The sequence below is a fragment of the Monashia sp. HAY1-5C genome (assembly GCF_056755255.1).
In genome coordinates, this window is record NZ_JBPGXG010000003.1 from 1 (window position 1) to 13,444 (window position 13,444).

Here is a 13,444-nt window from a genome sequence, read left to right on the forward strand (position 1 = left end):
TCCGTCGTCGGCAGCGTCAGATGTGTATAAGAGACAGGTGTGCGAGGGGTCAGCCCTCGCGGGTCAGGGGCTCAGTGGACCGTGATCTGCCCCTGGACGGGCCGGGTGCCGCCGTCGTAGACGAGCGCACCGGAGGCATCGCGGACGACGACGCGGAGCGTGTCGGTCGCTGCGTCGGTGGCCGTCAACTCGAGGCGGTAGCCGGGGACGCCGCCGACGGTGGCCGGACCGGCGAGACGGGCGGTGTCACCGGTGACGACGAGCCAGTCGAGGCTCGTCGAGGCGAGCGTCAACCCCGGCGTCGCCAGGGTGAAGGAGCCGTCGGGACGGCTCGCGCCGGCCGCGTACTGCGCCGACAGCTGGAACTGCGCCTTGCCCGTGGCCGACGGGTCGCCGGTGACGGCGCCCTGCGGCGAGACGAACCAGCCTCCGCCCGTGAGGAACCCGGCTGCGCGGTCATAGACGACGACGGTCGTCGTGCCGCTGTCGCCGTGTCCCCACTCGTCGCGGACGGTGACCGTGACGGTGTAGATCCCGGCTGCGGTGTACGCGTGGTCACCGGAGACGGTGCCGCCGCTGACCGTGCCGGACGTCGTCGAGCCGTCACCCCACGCGACGGTGGCCGTGTGGGTGTCGAGCGCGTCGGCATCGGTGAACGAGGCCGTGACAGCCGCCGTGGCACCGACCGGCGTGGCGCCCGACGGGCCCGTCACCGACGTCACGACCGGGGCCGCGTTGGTCAGGTCGAGACCGACGACCACCGGGTCGTGGTCGGAGATGCGGAACTGGTCAGGGCTGTAGAGGCTCGCGACCTGGCTCGCCGACTTGAACTCGGTGTTGTAGTCGAGCACCGACGGCTCGTCGGCGTTGACGTGCCAGTCGGCGACGCCGGTCACCTGGCGCGACAGGGACGCCGAGCCGAGCGCGTGGTCGAGGTAGCCCCACTGGCCGTCGAACACGTACGAGTACGCCTCGGCGCCGTTGCGGGCCGCGATGAGGTTGGTGAACCCCTTCGACTCGAACATCGCGATCGGGTCCTCCTTGGCGTAGGAGTTCATGTCGCCGAGGAGCAGCACGTCGTCGTCACCGGTTCGGGTCGGGTCGGTGGCGAGCCAGTCGGACAGCAGCTGGGCCGCCTTGGTGCGCACCGCGGCACAGTTGCCCTGGCCGTCGCCCGTGTCGGGGCTGTCGCACGCGGAGCCCTTCGACTTCAGGTGGTTCGCGACGGCGACGAAGACGCCACCGGTGGTGTTGTCGCGGAACGCCTGCGCGAGCGAGGGACGGTTGCGCGGCGCGCTGTCACCGCCGGTGACGAACGCGTCGCTGTTGAGCGCCGCCGTCGTGCCGACCGGCGTCACCGCGGCCGGCTTGTAGAGCATGCCCACCTTGATGGCGTCGGTGCCGAGGGCGTCGACCTGGCCGGTGCGGGCGTCGGCGTCGACGAACGCCCACGTGCCGGCGCCGTCCTTCTCGTTGAGCCGGTCGACGAGGAAGCGCTCGGCGCTGTCGGTGCCGTAGCCGTCGTTCTCCATCTCCATGAACGCGACGACGTCGGCGCCGGTGCCGCTCACGGCGGCGACGGTCTTGTGCCACTGGCGGTCGAACTCCGTGGCGGTGTTGGCCCCGCGGCAGTCCATGACCGCTCCCTGCAGGCCACCGCGACAGTTGTTGCCCGTCGTGTCGAGGGTGTTGAAGAAGTTGAGCAGGTTCATGCCGACGATGCGGACGTGGCCGTCGACGCCCGGGTCCGACTCGGGACGGAGGTTGACCGCCTCGAAGCGGGCCGAGCCACCCATCGCGCCGAGCGGACGGATCCGGTAGGCGTTCGGGCTCGCGGCGTTGCCGCCCCACGTGTAGCTGAGCACGCCCGTCAGCCCGGTCACGGAGTCGCCGCCGCGCAGCGTGTTGGCCGCCGAGAGCGGCTGGTCGCCACGCGCGAAGACGATGGGGTCGGGGTTCTGGACCTGGCTCGCGTCGTCGAGGACGATCTTGCGCAGGTTGTTCGAGGCCTGCAGCGCCGCCGCGTCGGCGCCGGGCGCGACGACGTTGGTCGGCTGGGCCAGGCGCCCGTCCGCCGAGAGCGTCACCTGGCCGAAGCGTCCGAGCTGGAAGTGCTCGGTGACGCTCATCGGCTGGGGGACGCGCACGAGCATGCCCTCGTAGCGCTCGAGGGCGGTGTCGCTCGACACCGGGAACGAGACGTCGGTCGGCGCCACCGTCTGGTTGCTCGCACAGACGGTGACGGTGCCGACGCTGATCTGCGACTGTCCCTGGTTCTCGCTCGCCGTGCCGGTGACGGTGACGAGGTCACCGAGCTTGACGGCGTTGGCATTGCTGCCCTCGAAGACGAAGATGCCGTCGGAGGTGGCGGGGTCGTGGTCACCGGCGGGGTCCTGGAGGAAGAAGCCGCGCAGGTTCGGCGAGGCACCCTCGTAGTCGCCGACGACGACGCCGCGGGTCGTCACCGTGCCGGTGCGGGCGACGGTCGCGCCGCTGCCCTGGATGACGGGGATCGGCGTGGTCGGCGCCTCGCACGGGTTGGCCGCAGCCGTCGTGAAGCGGACGACCGTGTCGGCGGGCATCGCGTCCGGCGGGTCGACCGTGTCGGCGTCGGACACCGCCGAGGCCCTGACCGTCAGGGTGCACGAGTCGCCGGTCGGGAGCGCCTCGGTGGGCGTCACCGTGTACGCGGTGGGGCCGCCGGAGGCGATGACGGTGCGGTCGCCGCCCGAGGTGCAGGCCAGGGTGAACGCGCCCTCCCCGAGTGCCACCGGTTCGGAGAAGGTCACCGACAGCGGGGCCGTCGGGGCGATGTCCGATGCGCCGTCGGCCGGGGTCGAGGTCGTGACGGTCGGTGCGGCGTCGGGCGCCGGGCCGCTGTCGATGGAGTGTGCGCCCAGGCCGTCGACGGTGTCGACGGCGTAGCCGTCCCACTGGACCGACGGGTCGAAGGCGTCGGTGCCGTCGGGGTCGCCGACAAGGACGGCGGCCTTGCGGCGCAGTGTGTTGTCCATCGTGGACGTCAGGCCGGAACCCCACTCGTTCGTAGGACGGAAGCCGACCTGGCCGAGGACGTCGAGCACCGTGCTGCCCTTGCGCAGCACGACGGCGTCGTCACCGTTCCAGCTGGCGTTCCCGGTCGTCTGGTCTGCTGCCGCGAGGATCGCGGCGTTGGCCGAGGTGTTGGCCAGCACGAAGACGTCGCCGCCGGCGACCGTGCCGGACAGGTTGGTCGTCGACGTGGCCGCGGTGGCGCCGTTGGCGAAGACCTGGACGTTGTAGTTGCCCGCGCCGAGGTCGACGGGGGCCCCGGTGCCGTTGTACAGCTCGAGGGCCTTGTCGTTGCTCGAGCCCTCGACGTACTCGCTGATGAACAGCTCGGTCGGGGCCGCCGACGCGCTCGGCGCGACGACGAACGGAACAACACCGACGGCGAGGGCGGTGGCGGTGGCCCCCGCGACCCGACGCAGGGTCGGTCGTGATGACAGCATGTGAGTCCTCCCTGGAGACCGGCTCGTGCGCACGGTCGGGGTCACCCTAGACCGGGCAGGCCCCCGTGGCGCGTCGAGCGATGCGCCCGGTTCGTGACGGTTCGGCGGCGAGCGGGAGTCCCCGGCTCAGAGGACCGGCCAGGGTCCCGGCCACGCCTCGAGGCGGCGGCGCGTCACGAAGCGTCGGGGGCTGCCGTCGACCGGGTCGCGGAAGGCGAGGACCGCCGCGAGCAGCTGCAGCGGCGACGAGAAGTCCCCGTCGGCCACGTCGACCTCCACGGGGTAGAGCGGGTCGCCGACGATGGGGATGCCGAGACCCGCCAGCTGGCAGCGCAGCTGGTGGGTGCGGCCGGTGCGCGGCACGAGGCGGTAGAGGCCGAGCCCGCCGGCGACGTCGAGCAGCTCGACGCGCGTCTCGGCGTTCGGCGGGGCACCGGGCACCTCGCGGGCCTGGTGGGTGCCGTGCTCCTTGACGAGGTGGGTGCGCCGGACGAAGGGGGACCCGAGCCCGGGACGGAGCGGAGCCACGGCGAGGTACTCCTTGTGCGCCAGGGCCGCCGCGAAGACCTGCTGGTAGGGCCCGCGCCACCGCTGCTCGGTCGTGAGGAGCAGCACCCCGGCCGTGGGCCGGTCGAGCCGGTGCGCCGGGGTCAGCCGGTCGAGGCCGGTCTCGACGCGCGTGCGGGCCAACGCGCTCTGCACGACGTGCCGCCCACGCGGCATGGTGGAGACGAAGTGTGGCTTGTCGACGACGACGATGCGCTCGTCGCGGTGCAGCACCTCGATGTCGAACGGCACGGGAGGCTCCGTGGGCAGGTCGCGGTGGGTCCAGACGACCGAGCGCGGCACGAACGGGGCGTCGGGTGCGACGGCGGTCCCGGACGCGTCGACGACCTCACCGGCTGCGAGCTTGCGGTCGACCTCGGCGGCCGGCAGCCCGGGCGCGAGCCGCTCGACGAGGTGGTCACGCAGCGTTGCCCACGACCCGGACTGGGGCATCCGGATGCGCTGGGCGTCGACGCCGTGCCGGGGCGGCAGCGGTGCGGGCGGGATGCCTCCGCGTGCCACTCAGCGCTCCCCCGCCACGGCGTCCTGCGCCGCCTCGGGGTCGGTGACGAGCCGGACCTCCACGTCGGCACCGAGGAAGCGGCCGTACCCGCCGGCCGCTCGTTCGAGCCCCCGACGGGTAGCCGTCGATAGCGGACCGAAGGGGGTGACCTCGAGGAGGGTGGTTCGCCCGGTGGCGACCCGCCGCCACGTGCCGGCCACCTCGCCGTCGACGACCAGCGTCGGCTTGAACACCATGTTGCGACCGGGCACGACGCGCCGGAGGTGCTCGGGAGGCAGGCTGACGTCGCGGGACTTGTAGCCGAGGAGGAACTCGTCCCACTGCGGGAGAAGGTGGACGCCACCGTGCCCCAAGGGTGTCGAGGCGACATCGACGGCACCGGACGCGTCGACGTGCGTCAGCCACACCTGGCCGTCGACCTCGTCGCGGACGAGGCGGTCCTCGACGAGAGCGAGCGCCTCACGCGTCAGGCCCAGCGGCTTGAGCAGCCAGCCGGCGAGGTCCTTCTCGATGACGGGCCCGTGGCCGCGCACGTAGCGCTCGGCCATCGTGGCCAGTCCCTCCTCGCGGGACGGCTTGCGGGAGTGCGGAACCCAGCTGTCGACGAGGACGAAGCTCGGCTGCCGGCCGATGACCGGTCCCTGGCAGAGCAGGCCCGTCATGCAGTGGTGCCCGACGAGGTGGTAGGCCCGCTGCTCGGTGGGGTCGAAGCCGTGCTCGACGAGGAGCGCGATGACGTCCGGACGGCTCATCGGCCCGGTCAGGTGCTCCTCGAAGAGCTGCCCGGCGCGGTCGACGTGCTCGTCGGTGATGCCGAGCTGCCGGTAGCGGGTGGCGAGCGCGGTGCCTCGGGGGGTCGCGAGCAGCCGGCACATCCACCGGGCGTCCTCGGCCGGCACCCAGTGGATCGTGCCGCGCATCGGCCACGTGCGCACGACCTCGCGCCGGTGCACCGCCTCCTCGACCTGCTCCAGCGTCAGGCCCGAGCGCACGCCGAGCGACCAGGCCCCGCTGCCGTAGTCCTGCGCCTGCAGCGCCCCCAGACGGCGGGTCACCTCGAGCGCGCTCACGGACGTCGACGCGTCGCCGAGCGTGGGGGCCAGGCCGAGCGCGGCGAGCCGGGCGCGACGCAGCCGGCGCCGGTCCGCGACCTTCACGCTGCCCCCACTCCCCCGACGCCGGCCCGGTGCCTCAACCGAGGCAGGCCGGCCCGAGCAGGGCCTTGAGGTCGCCGAAGAGCGCCGACGTGGCGGTGACCCGCAGCGAGTCGTCGAGCGACATGAGCACCGACCGCCCCGGCTGGGTCAGCTTGACCTGCACCTCGGTGGCGCCGGGGTGCTCGCCGAGGACCCGTTTGAGGCTCTCGGCGACGGCGGGCGTCGCGCGACCGAGCGGCAGGGTGACGACGACGGGGCCGCGCGGGCCCTCCTTGATGTCGGGGATCGTCAGCTCCTGGGCGAAGATCGAGATCGAGTCGTCACGCGCGCTGACGCGACCCTTGACAGCGCACACGGTGTCCTGGGCCAGCATCGTCGAGTACGTCATGTACGAGGAGGGGAAGAAGAGGCACTCGATCGCCCCGTCGAGGTCCTCGACGGTCGCGATGGCCCACAGGTCGCCCTTCTTCGTGCGCTTGAGCTGCAGGCTGGTGATGAGGCCCGCGACCGTCACCGGCGTGCCGTCGGGCTTGGCGTCCTCACCGAGGAGCGAGGCGATCGGGGTGTCGGCGTGCGCCGACAGGATGTGCTCGATGCCGAAGAGCGGGTGGTCGGACACGTAGAGGCCGAGCATCTCGCGCTCGAAGGACAGCAGCGTCGACTTGTCCCACTCGCTCGGGGGGACCGGTGGCAGGCCGGCGAACGGGTCGACCCCCGCGCCGTCCCCGTCGGCGTCACCGAAGCCGAACGAGGCGAAGAGGCTGTCCTGGCCGATGGCCTGCTGCTTCTTGACGTCGACGAGCGCATCGACGTAGCGCTCGTGCACCTCGACGAGGCCGCGACGGCTCTCGCCGAGCGAGTCGAAGGCGCCGCCCTTGATGAGCGACTCGATGGTGCGCTTGTTGCACACGACGGCGTCGACCTTGTCGAGGAAGTCCTTGAACGAGGCGAACGTGCCCTTGTTCTCGCGGGCCTCGACGATCTTGTCGACGACGTTCGTGCCGACGTTGCGGATGGCGGCCAGGCCGAAGCGGATGTCGGTACCGACGGCGGCGAAGTTGGCGACCGACTCGTTGACGTCGGGCGGCAGCACCTTGATGCCCATGTGGCGGCACTCGTTGAGGTAGAGCGCCGACTTGTCCTTGTCGTCGCGCACGCTCGTCAGCAGGGCGGCCATGTACTCCGCCGGGTAGTTGGCCTTGAGGTAGGCGGTCCAGTACGACACGAGCCCGTAGGCGGCGGTGTGCGCCTTGTTGAACGCGTAGTCGGAGAACGGGACGAGGACGCCCCAGAGGGCGGCGATCGAGGCCTCGTTGAACCCCTTGGCCTTCATGCCCTCGGAGAAGGGCACGTACTCGGCGTCGAGCACCTCCTTCTTCTTCTTGCCCATGGCCCGCCGGAGCAGGTCGGCGTTGCCGAGCGTGTAGCCGGCCAGCTTCTGGGCGATCTCCATGACCTGCTCCTGGTAGATGACCAGGCCGTAGGTCATGCCGAGGATGGGCTCGAGCGCCTCGACCATCTCCGGCTGGAGCTTGCCCTTCAGCTGGGGGTCGAGGGGGATGAGCTCCTGCTTGCCGTTCTTGCGCAGGGCGAAGTTGGTGTGCGCGTTGACGCCCATCGGCCCGGGCCGGTAGAGCGCGAGGGCGGCGGAGATGTCCTCGAAGTTGTCGGGCTGCATGAGGCGCAGCAGGGCACGCATGCCGCCGCCGTCGAGCTGGAAGACGCCGAGGGTGTCGCCGCGACCGAGCAGCTCGTAGGTGGCCGCGTCGGTCATGTCCTTGGACAGGGCGTCGAGGTCGATGTCCTCGTCGCGGTTGGTCTTGATGTTCTCGATGGCGTCGTCGAGGATCGTCAGGTTGCGCAGGCCGAGGAAGTCCATCTTGACCAGGCCGAGCGACTCGCAGCTCGGGTAGTCGAACTGGGTGATGACCTGGCCGTCCTGCAGCCGCTTCATGATCGGGATGACGTCGATGAGCGGCTCGCTGCTCATGATGACGCCGGCCGCGTGCACGCCCCACTGGCGCTTGAGGCCCTCGAGGCCCTTGGCGGTGTCGACGACCTCCTGGAAGTGGGTCTCGGTCTGCACGAGCGCCCGGAAGTCGACGCCCTCGTTGTAGCGCTTGTGCTCGGGGTTGTAGATCTCGGCGAGCGGCACGCCCTTGCCCATGACGTCCGGTGGCATCGCCTTGGTCAGCTGCTCACCGACGCTGAACGGGTGGCCCATGACCCGGGCGGCGTCCTTGACCGCCTGCTTGGCCTTGATGGTGCCGTACGTGACGATCTGCGCGACGCGCTCCGAGCCGTACTTCTCGGTGACGTACCGGATGACCTCACCGCGCCGGCGCTCGTCGAAGTCGACGTCGAAGTCGGGCATCGACATGCGCTCGGGGTTGAGGAACCGCTCGAAGATGAGGCCGTGCGGCACGGGGTCGAGGTCGGTGATGCCCATGGCGTAGGCGCACATCGAGCCGGCACCCGAGCCGCGGCCCGGGCCGACGCGGATGCCGTTGCGCTTGGCCCAGTTGATGAAGTCGGCGACGACGAGGAAGTAGCCCGGGTAGCCCTTGGAGACGATGACGTCCTCCTCGAAGGCCGCCTGCTTGCGGGCGTAGTCGGGCACCCCCTCGGGGAAGCGGCGCTGGAGGCCGGTCTCGACCTCCTTGATGAACCACGACGTCTCGTCCTCGCCCTCGGGGCACGGGAAGCGCGGCATGAAGCGTCCCTCGCCCTCGGTGAAGGACACCTCGCAGCGCTCGGCGATGAGCAGCGTGTTGTCGCAGGCCTCGGGCAGCTCGCGCCAGAGGTGGCGCATCTCCTGGGCCGACTTGAGGTAGAAGTCGTCGGCGTCGAACTTGAACCGGTTGGGGTCCATGAGCGTCGAGCCGGACTGGACGCACAGCAGCGCGGCGTGCGCCTTGGCGTCCTCCGCGCGCGTGTAGTGCAGGTCGTTCGTCGCGACGAGCGGCAGGCCGAGGTCGCGCGCCAGGCGGATGAGGTCCTTCTGCGTGCGCCGCTCGATCTCGAGGCCGTGGTCCATGAGCTCGACGAAGACGTTGTCGGCGCCGAAGATGTCGCGCAGCTCCCCGGCGACCTCGCGCGCCTCGTCGTACATGCCGAAGCGCAGCTTGGTCTGGATCTCGCTCGAGGGGCAGCCCGTGGTGACGATGAGGCCCTTGCCGTACGTCGAGAGCAGCTCGCGGTCGATGCGCGGCCACTTCGTGTACACCTGGTCCAGGCTCGCGATCGAGGACATGCGGAAGAGGTTGTGCATGCCCTCGTTGTTCTCGGCGAGCATCGTCATGTGCGTGTACGCGCCGCTGCCGGAGATGTCGTCGCGGCCGCCGTCGCCCCAGCTGACCTTGGTGCGGTCGGTGCGGTGGGTGCCCGGCGTGATGTAGGCCTCGACGCCGATGATCGGCTTGACGCCGGTGCCCTGGGCTTTCTTCCAGAACTCGTACGCACCGAAGATGTAGCCGTGGTCGGTGGTGGCGAGGGCCGGCATGCCCATGCGCGCCGCCTCGGAGAACAGGTCGCCGATGCGCGCCGCCCCGTCGAGCATCGAGTACTCCGTGTGCACGTGCAGGTGCACGAAGCTCTGGTCGTTGCGCGGGGCGGGCTGGCTCGACATCGTGGACGAGTCTAAGCCCGGCCACCGACGGCCCCGGCGCGTCGCCCGACGTGTCGCACGAGGTCCGACGACGGGTGTCCCGGCCGCTCGTGCCGGTGGCCCGCGAACCGACCGGCGCGCCGCGGTGTAGAGGACACGTCGGGGCGCGACGATGGTCGGGTCCGCAGCCCCCGCCGAGCGGATGGAGACAGGGATCAGCACGATCGACCGCAGGACGGACAGGTCCGGGGACCCGGGCGGCAGGCCGGCAGGGGCTGCCGCCGAGGACGCCGCCGGCCGCGCCTCCGACCACGCCGCCGAGGAGGCCGCGGCCCTGGCTCGGGTGCGCGCCGGCGACCCCGGTGCGTACGCGGTCCTCGTCGTGCGGCACGCCCCCGTCGCCAAACGGCTCGCCGTGCTGTCCGGCGCCGGGGACGAGGCCGACGACGTGGTCCAGGAGGCGTTCGTCAAGGCCTATGCGGCGCTGCCCCGGTTCCGGGACGGCGCCGGGTTCCGGCCGTGGCTGCTGCGGATCGTCGTCAACGAGACCCGCAACGCGCTGCGCGGCCGGTCCCGTCGCGCGCTGCGCGAGCTGCGGGTCGCCGTCCGAGAGGCCGCGGAGGGGGGCCGCGGCGACCCGGTCGATCCCGCCGAGGCGGCCGTGGGCGCCGACCGCCGCGCCGGTCTGCTCGAGGCCCTCGACGCCCTGCCCCTCGACCTGCGAGAGGTCGTGACGTGCCGCTACCTGCTCGAGCTGTCCGAGGCCGAGACGGCCACGGTGCTCGACGTGCCCGCGGGCACCGTCAAGTCCCGGCTGCACCGCGCCCTCGCCGCCCTCCGGGAGGTGCTCACCGATGCCTGAGCCGCACCACCGCACGGGACCGGACCCGGGCTCCGGGCTGGAGCGCGAGCTCCTCGAGCTCGGCCGGCTCCTCGTGACCGACCCGCCACGAGAGGACCTCGCCGCGTCGGTCCTCGCGCGGGTCACCGCGCCCGCGGAAGGGCTCGGTCGCCCCCGACCGGCGCGGCGTCGGCTGGCCTGGGCCGTGGCAGCGGCCGTCACCCTGGCGCTCGCCCTGGTGCCGCCGGTCCGGGCGGCGGTGGTCGAGCTGCTGCGCCTGGGCGGCGTCGTCGTCCGCGAGGTGCCGCGCCCCAGCGCCTCGGCGCCGGACTCCCCGCGGCCCACCTCGTCGGCCGGGTCCGGGACGGCCACGGCGTCGGGCACGCCGGTGACGCTCGAGGCGGCCGCGCGCGCCGTCGGCGCACCGGTCGCGGTCCCGGCTGCCCTGGGGCAGCCCGACACGGTCGTCCTCGCCCACGGCGGGCGGGTCGTCGAGCTGGCGTGGGGACCCCGTGCCGCGACGAACGGCGTGCCGACGCGCCTCGACGTCTTCGTCGGGTCGCTGTCGTGGGGCTACCTCAAGACGGTGTGGGACGCCGTCACACCGACCTGGGTGTCGGGCCACGACGCGCTGTGGTTCGGTTCCGCGCACCGCATCGAGTGGGTGGACCGTTCCGGCAGCACGCATGCCGAGCAGCCGCGCCTCGCCGGTCCGACGCTCGTCTGGGTGGTTCCCTCCCCGGGTGGCGAGGTGACGTACCGGCTCGAGGGGCCGGCCGACCTCGCCACGGCGCTGCGCGTCGCCGGCTCGGCCGGCTGAAGGGCCCCGCGACCCCGACCCGAACCGACGGTGCTCCGGCGGTGTTGACGTACTGACGCCCGGACGCCGCCGGGCCCGCCCGAGGAGGAAACCGTGAAGAGACCGCGCATCCCAGCCGTGCTGTCCGCCGCCGCCGCCGCTGCGGTCGCGATGCTCGTCGTGCTCGTCGGCGCCGCGGCCCCGGCCTCGGCCGGAGGACCCACGTCGGTGATCGTCGTCCAGTACGCCGGCTCCAGGGCCGCGGCGGCCCTGACCGGCAGCCCCGTCTACGCCGACCTCGAGCGAGCGCTCTCGCCGTACGACCCGCCGCGCGGGGAGCGCACCGCGACGGCATCGTTCATGGGCACGACCCTGCGCCTGACGTGGCTCATCCACGACGTCACGCCGTGGCGCATCGACGGCGTCGTCATCGACGGCAACGAGGTGTGGGTCGAGACCGCGATGAGCACCAACGGCACCGAGGACCTCTTCTCGATCCCGTCGGTGCGCCACCGCCCGGCCGACTCCGCGCTGCTGCTGCGGACGCTCCGCTCGCTCGGTGTCCTCGGTGACGCGCCCCGGGGCGCGGCTGCCCCGTCACGCTCGACCGCCACGCCTGCCACGGCATCCGCGCCGGCCACGGGCACAGCCGGGCTCGGCCGGGCGGCGACGGCAGGGCTGGCCGGGCTCGCGCTCCTCGTCGGCGTGGTCACGGGCCTCGCCGGTGCCCCGACGCTGCGGCGCCTCCGCTCCCCGCGGCACCCCTCCGCCGCGGGGGACGCCGGAGCACCCCCGCGTCCGGAGCCGGTCGGCTTCTCGACCGACCCGGACCAGGGCAGCTCGCCCCGGCAGAGCCCGCCCCGACCTTCACTCTCCGGTCGAAGCTGAGGTTCTCAGAACGTCGCGGCGACGTCGAGGGCGTGCTGGAGGTCGTCCGGGTAGGGGCTCTCGAAGTGGACGTACTCACCCGTACCGGGGTGCTCGAAGCCGAGGCCGACGGCGTGCAGCCACTGCCGGTCGAGGCCGAGCCGGGCCGCGAGCCTGGGGTCGGCACCGTAGAGGGGGTCACCGCAGCACGGGTGGTGGAGCGCGGCGAGGTGGACCCGGATCTGGTGCGTGCGCCCGGTCTCGAGATGGATCTCGAGGAGGCTCGCGTGCCGGAACGCCTCGAGCACCTCGTAGTGGGTCACCGAGGGCTTGCCCGTGCTCATGACGGCGAACTTGAACTCGGCGCCCGGTCGCCGCCCGATCGGCGCGTCGACCGTGCCGACGAGCGGGTCGGGCAGGCCCTGGACGAGCGTGTGGTAGGTCTTGTCGACCTGCCGGCTGCGGAACAGGTGCTTGAGCCGGCTGTAGGCGTACTCGCTCTTGGCCACGACCATGAGTCCGGACGTGCCGACGTCGAGCCGGCTGACGATGCCCTGCCGCTCGGGAGCACCTGACGTCGAGATGCGGTAGCCGGCCGCGGCGAGGCCCCCGACGACGTCGGGCCCGGTCCAGTTGAGGCTCGGGTGGGCGGCGACGCCGACCGGCTTGTCGACGACGACGAGGTCGTCGTCGTCGTGGATGATGCGCATGCCCGGCACGGGTTCGGCGACGACCTGCAGGCTGGGGCTGGCCTCCGCCCGCGGCAACGACACCTCGAGCATCGCCCCGGCCACGAGACGCTCCGACTTGCCGACCGACCTGCCGGACAGGGCGACGTGCCCCGCCGAGGCCAGCTCGGCGGCCTTGGTCCGGGACACCCCGAAGAGCCGGGACACGCCGGAGTCGACGCGTTCGCCCTCGAGCCCGTCGGGCACGAGGACGGCGCGGGCCTCCCCCACGGGCAGCGCCTCAGTCATCGCCGCGCTCCCGACCCGACGCCTCGGCCGCCTCGGCCGCCTCTGCCGCCTCGGGCGCGTCGGCCGCCTCGGCGGCGCGCTTGTCCCGCTCACGTCGCCCGTCGACGCCGATGCCGAGCATGGCCAGGATCACGACGAGGCAGGCCGCGCCGACGATCCAGATGTCGGCCACGTTCCCGATGAACCAACGGTTGTAGTCGATGAAGTCGACGACGTGCCCCTGACCACCGCCGGGCGGCCGGACGAACCGGTCGGTGAGGTTGCCGACGGCCGCCCCGAGCAGGAGCCCGAGGGCCAGGGCCCACGAGCGGGAGCCGAGGTCGCGGGCGACGACGACGATGGCGACGAGCACCGCGAGCGCGATGCCGGTCATGACCCACGTGTTGCTCGCCCCGAGCGACAGCGCCGCCCCCGGGTTGCCGATGAGCTTGAAACGGATGACCTCGCCGATGAACGGCCGGGGGCTGCCGTCGGCCAGGGTCGCGAGGGCGACAGCCTTGGTGACCTGGTCGCTGGCGTAGGCGAGGACGGCGACCGCGGCGAGCATGGCGAACAGCCGCCTCCGGCGCGTCGAGGTGGGACGCGGGGACGAGGCCCTCGCGGTGGGCGGTGCGGTGTTCTCGGTGCTCACGGTCT

9 protein-coding genes are annotated in these 13,444 nt (G+C 72.5%); 3 read left to right on the forward strand and 6 right to left on the reverse strand.

The window, feature by feature from the left end; genetic code table 11:
• Positions 1–71 precede the first annotated feature (71 nt).
• The 4 genes from ACR9ZK_RS00765 to dnaE all read right to left on the reverse strand — a co-directional run bounded on the left by ACR9ZK_RS00765 (position 72) and on the right by dnaE (position 9,345).
• Positions 72–3,491 (reverse strand): ExeM/NucH family extracellular endonuclease, encoded by a 3,420-nt coding sequence (locus tag ACR9ZK_RS00765; protein WP_481338993.1) that lies wholly within the window; start codon positions 3,489–3,491, stop codon positions 72–74.
• Positions 3,492–3,617: 126 nt separating this feature from the next.
• Positions 3,618–4,559 carry a pseudouridine synthase gene (locus ACR9ZK_RS00770; RefSeq protein WP_481338995.1) on the reverse strand — a complete coding sequence of 314 codons (942 nt, stop codon included), beginning with the start codon at positions 4,557–4,559 and terminating at the stop codon, positions 3,618–3,620.
• Positions 4,560–5,717 carry a winged helix DNA-binding domain-containing protein gene (locus ACR9ZK_RS00775; RefSeq protein ID WP_481338997.1) on the reverse strand — a complete coding sequence of 386 codons (1,158 nt, stop codon included), beginning with the start codon at positions 5,715–5,717 and terminating at the stop codon, positions 4,560–4,562.
• A 34-nt stretch (positions 5,718–5,751) separates the two neighbouring features.
• Entirely contained in the window at positions 5,752–9,345 is a 3,594-nt protein-coding gene (dnaE, locus tag ACR9ZK_RS00780; protein WP_481338999.1) for a DNA polymerase III subunit alpha, read from the reverse strand.
• Between the two features lie 151 nt (positions 9,346–9,496).
• Between dnaE and ACR9ZK_RS00785 the strand changes: the two genes are divergently transcribed.
• The 3 genes from ACR9ZK_RS00785 (at position 9,497) to ACR9ZK_RS00795 (ending at position 11,852) form a co-directional block, all read left to right on the forward strand.
• The gene (locus ACR9ZK_RS00785) at positions 9,497–10,186 is read left to right on the forward strand and encodes an RNA polymerase sigma factor (protein ID WP_481339001.1); all 690 of its coding nucleotides are present in this window, start codon (positions 9,497–9,499) and stop codon (positions 10,184–10,186) included.
• The gene (locus ACR9ZK_RS00790) at positions 10,179–10,985 is read left to right on the forward strand and encodes a hypothetical protein (protein WP_481339003.1); all 807 of its coding nucleotides are present in this window, start codon (positions 10,179–10,181) and stop codon (positions 10,983–10,985) included. The genes ACR9ZK_RS00785 and ACR9ZK_RS00790 overlap by 8 nt, the downstream gene beginning before the upstream one ends.
• A 93-nt stretch (positions 10,986–11,078) precedes the next feature.
• On the forward strand, positions 11,079–11,852 hold the full coding sequence (locus ACR9ZK_RS00795) for a hypothetical protein (protein ID WP_481339005.1): 774 nt from the start codon (positions 11,079–11,081) through the stop codon (positions 11,850–11,852).
• A 5-nt stretch (positions 11,853–11,857) separates the two neighbouring features.
• Here ACR9ZK_RS00795 and ACR9ZK_RS00800 read toward each other — a convergent pair whose 3' ends face one another.
• Complete coding sequence (locus ACR9ZK_RS00800; RefSeq protein WP_481339007.1) at positions 11,858–12,808, reverse strand: RluA family pseudouridine synthase; 951 nt, start codon at positions 12,806–12,808, stop codon at positions 11,858–11,860.
• Complete coding sequence (locus ACR9ZK_RS00805; protein ID WP_481339009.1) at positions 12,801–13,439, reverse strand: signal peptidase II; 639 nt, start codon at positions 13,437–13,439, stop codon at positions 12,801–12,803. Before ACR9ZK_RS00805 ends, ACR9ZK_RS00800 begins: the two co-directional genes overlap by 8 nt.
• Positions 13,440–13,444: the final 5 nt, after the last annotated feature.

Coding starts and splice junctions, on each gene's coding strand:
- ACR9ZK_RS00800 (WP_481339007.1), bottom strand. CDS start 12,808: ATGACTGAGGCGCTGCCCGTGGGGGAGGCCCGCGCCGTCCTCGTGCCC.
- ACR9ZK_RS00790 (WP_481339003.1), top strand. CDS start 10,179: ATGCCTGAGCCGCACCACCGCACGGGACCGGACCCGGGCTCCGGGCTG.
- ACR9ZK_RS00785 (WP_481339001.1), top strand. CDS start 9,497: ATGGTCGGGTCCGCAGCCCCCGCCGAGCGGATGGAGACAGGGATCAGC.
- ACR9ZK_RS00765 (WP_481338993.1), bottom strand. CDS start 3,491: ATGCTGTCATCACGACCGACCCTGCGTCGGGTCGCGGGGGCCACCGCC.
- dnaE (WP_481338999.1), bottom strand. CDS start 9,345: ATGTCGAGCCAGCCCGCCCCGCGCAACGACCAGAGCTTCGTGCACCTG.